The organism is Bacteroides sp., assembly GCF_052357945.1.
GTDB lineage: Bacteria > Bacteroidota > Bacteroidia > Bacteroidales > Bacteroidaceae > Bacteroides.
In genome coordinates this window covers 1-3,693 of the sequence record NZ_DAWCXD010000256.1, presented here as the reverse complement: position 1 = coordinate 3,693, position 3,693 = coordinate 1, and the positions used below count along the sequence as shown (strand labels likewise).

3 protein-coding genes and 1 pseudogene are annotated in these 3,693 nt (G+C 42.6%); all 4 read left to right on the top strand.

All coding sequences use genetic code 11. The features are described 5' to 3' along the window. Nucleotides 1-653: glycoside hydrolase domain-containing protein (locus ACT8YW_RS22380; RefSeq protein ID WP_444107194.1), on the top strand; the 653-nt coding region annotated here is incomplete at its 5' end. 41 nt (nt 654-694) lie between these two features. After that, nucleotides 695-1,828, top strand: coding sequence for a glycoside hydrolase family 130 protein (locus ACT8YW_RS22375; RefSeq protein ID WP_418701772.1), 1,134 nt, complete (start codon nt 695-697; stop codon nt 1,826-1,828). 11 nt (nt 1,829-1,839) lie between these two features. Beyond that, complete coding sequence (locus ACT8YW_RS22370) at nt 1,840-3,381, top strand: family 43 glycosylhydrolase (protein ID WP_444107193.1); 1,542 nt, start codon at nt 1,840-1,842, stop codon at nt 3,379-3,381. A 114-nt stretch (nt 3,382-3,495) separates the two neighbouring features. Next, a pseudogene (locus ACT8YW_RS22365) lies at nt 3,496-3,693 on the top strand (hypothetical protein); the annotation flags it as partial.

Below are 3,693 nucleotides of genomic sequence, written 5' to 3'. Positions count from 1 at the left end.
TGCAATCACGTAATCCGGATGGTTCGTGGAAACCTCTGACTGAAGACTTCCGTGAATCGACCTATAAGAATTATTTCTGGATGGTGCCTTACAATATTGCCGGTCTGATTGAAATAATCGGTGGAAAAGCCGCGGCAGAGAAACGTTTGGACGAATTCTTCACCCGTCTGGATGCCGGCTACAATGATGCCTGGTTTGCTTCCGGCAATGAACCGAGTTTCCATATCCCCTGGATATACAACTGGGTGGGAACTCCCTACAAAGCGCAGGAAATTATCAACCGTGTATTGAATGAACAATATTCAAGTAAAATTGATGGTCTGCCGGGCAATGATGATTTAGGTACGATGGGTGCCTGGTATGTGTTTGCCTGTATCGGTCTTTATCCCGAAATACCGGGAATAGGAGGCTTTACTGTAAATACACCAATCTTTTCATCGGTGAAAGTTCATCTGAAGAAAGGAGATATAGTGATAAAAGGCGGTTCGGAAAAGAATATCTATATCAAATCCATGAAGTTGAATGGCAAACCGTATGATAATACATGGATAGACTGGGATCAACTTAATAATGGTGGGACTATTGATTTTGCTACTTCGGCCAAACCCGATGTGAAATGGGGAACTAAAGTGATACCTCCCTCTTTCCCTTAAGAAGAAAGTAAGTCGGTTAATAACTAATACCAAACGTAAGAATGAAAAGAAAACTACAGAACATAGCTTATCTACTGATGGCTGTCGCATTCGTTACTTCATGCGGCGAGAAGAAACAAACATCCGAATTTCCGGATTGGGCGTGGGCGGACTTCCAGCGTCCGGAAGGTGTTAATCCAATTATTTCACCTGATACTACTACTATTTTCTATTGTCCGATGAGGCAGGATTCAGTGGCATGGGAGGCGAGCGATACATTCAATCCGGCTGCCACCATCTATGATGGAAAAATAGTAGTGCTCTATCGGGCTGAAGATAATTCGGCAACCGGTATCGGTTCACGTACTTCCCGTTTAGGATACGCTTCTTCCGACGACGGAATCCATTTCCAACGAATGTCTGTTCCCGTATTTTATCCGGCGGACGATAGCCAGAAAGAACTCGAGAATCCGGGCGGTTGCGAAGACCCGCGCGTTGCCGTAACAGAAGACGGACTCTATGTAATGCATTACACACAATGGAACCGTAAACAGGCACGTTTGGCAGTGGCCACCTCACGTGACCTTCAAACTTGGGAAAAACACGGACCTGCTTTTGCCAAAGCCTATAATGGAAGATTTCTGGATGAATTCTCAAAGTCTGCCTCTATCCTGACTAAATTAGTCGACGGCAAACAAGTGATCGCCCAAATAGATGGGAAATACTGGATGTATTGGGGAGAAAAGTTTGTCAATGTAGCTACCTCCACAGACCTCGTCAATTGGGAACCAATGTTGGATGAAAACGGCGAATTCCTGAAAGTCATGATACCCCGTCCGGGTAAATTCGACAGTGACCTGACCGAGTGTGGTCCTCCTGCTATCCTGACAGATAAAGGAATCCTGTTGCTTTATAACGGAAAAAACAAATCGGGTGCAGAGGGAGATACGCTTTATACAGCGAATTCTTATTGTGCCGGACAAGCCCTGTTTGATAGTAAAGACCCTACCAAACTGATCGATCGTCTGGATAAACCGTTCTATACTCCCGAATCAGACTTTGAGAAAAGCGGACAATACCCTGCCGGAACTGTATTTATTGAGGGACTTGTATTTCACAACCAGAAGTGGTTCCTCTATTATGGCTGTGCTGATTCTCGCGTGGCCGTTGCCGTATACGATCCTCTCAAAAAATAAAGGAAATGTTCATGAAGAAGATCATAACCTTTCTGTTTGGTATTTGTCTTGCGCCACAACTTGTGGCGCAAGAACAACAGTACTTTATGAATCCGGTTATCCGGGGCGACATGCCCGATCCGTCCATGATCCGGATAGATGATACGTATTATGCCACAGGAACATCATTCGAGTGGGCTCCTTTCTACCCGGTATTCACATCCAAAGACATGGTCAACTGGAAACAGGTGGGGCATATCTTCTCCAAACAACCCTCCTGGACTTCAAATTCATTCTGGGCACCAGAGCTATATTATCACAATAATAAAGTCTATTGTTACTACACTGCCCGTCAGAAAACCACCGGAATTTCTTATATCGGAGTAGCCACCTCGGATTCTCCTTTGCATGAATTTACCGATCATGGTCCGATCATAACGTATGGAACAGAGGTCATTGATGCATTTATCTATGATGACAATGGACAATTGTATATTAGCTGGAAAGCGTATGGATTGGACAAACGTCCGATAGAACTATTGGGAAGTAAACTCTCTGCCGACGGATTACGTTTGGAGGGCGAACCTTTTTCCCTGTTGGTAGATGAGGAAGAGATAGGCATGGAGGGGCAATATCATTTCAAACAAGGCGATTATTATTACATCGTGTATTCGGCTCATGGTTGCTGTGGTCCCTCTAGTAACTACGACGTATATGTGGCACGTTCCAAAAACTTTTGTGGACCGTATGAAAAATATGCCGAAAATCCCATTTTGCATGGAGGTGAGGGTGACTATATTTCATGTGGTCATGGCACAGCGGTAAAGACTCCCGATGGAAGAATGTTTTATTTGTGCCATGCCTATTTAAAAGGAGAAAACTTCTATAACGGACGCCAACCTGTTCTACAGGAAATGGAGGTGACAGCAGATCATTGGGTGCGTTTTAAAACGGGTAATATTGCCGTTGCCAAGCAGCCCATGCCTTTTAAAACAACCCGGCAGAAGCCTCTTGCAGACTTTGAAGATCGCTTTCAAGATAGTAAATTGAAAATTGACTGGACTTGGAATTATCCTTATTCAGATGTAAATATTGCATTAAAGAAAGGAAAACTTTCCCTGTCCGGTACTCCGAAAAAAGACAATAAACAGGGTACTGCATTATGTTTGCGTCCACAATCTTCGCACTATAGTTGTGAAACCAAAGTGATTCGTACGAATGAAAGTTTGCAGGGATTAACCTTGTATGGCGATGATAAGAATTTGGTAACTTGGGGAGTCAAAGGCAATAAATTGCAGTTGAAAATGCTGAAAGACAATTCAGAATCAATACTCCATGAATCCAGTCTCACTACTAATAAAGACATTTATCTGAAGATGGAGGTAGAACAGGGTTGTATTTTCAACTTCTACGAAAGTAAGGATGGAAAGACATGGAAATCTGTATTGGATACTCCCTTAAAAGGAGCCTTTTTGACTCGTTGGGATAGAGTGCAACGTCCGGGATTACTTCACTGCGGTGCTGAAGATGTGCCAGCGGAATTTGCTTATTTCAAAATGAGAAACTTGAAATAAATGAACTGGACAATAAATAAATGAACTGGATGATGAATAGGCGAATAAATCGGATAAAGACAGATAAAACAATGTATATCAACTTATAGTATTTGTAAAAAAAGATATTAAGACATGAAGAAGTTTTTTGTATTGATTGCGGCAGTTTGTATGACATATACTACTGCCTTTGCTCAAACTGTGAGACCTTTTAAAGAGGGTGAAAGAGCAGTATTTTTAGGAAACAGTATCACGGATGGCGGTCATTACCATTCGTATATCTGGTTGTATTATATGACTCGTTTTCCGAATATGCCTCTCCGCATATTGAAC

Excerpts from the sequence above, each read along its gene's own strand:
- ACT8YW_RS22375 (WP_418701772.1), top strand. The coding sequence starts at position 695 with ATGAAAAGAAAACTACAGAACATAGCTTATCTACTGATGGCTGTCGCA.
- ACT8YW_RS22370 (WP_444107193.1), top strand. The coding sequence starts at position 1,840 with ATGAAGAAGATCATAACCTTTCTGTTTGGTATTTGTCTTGCGCCACAA.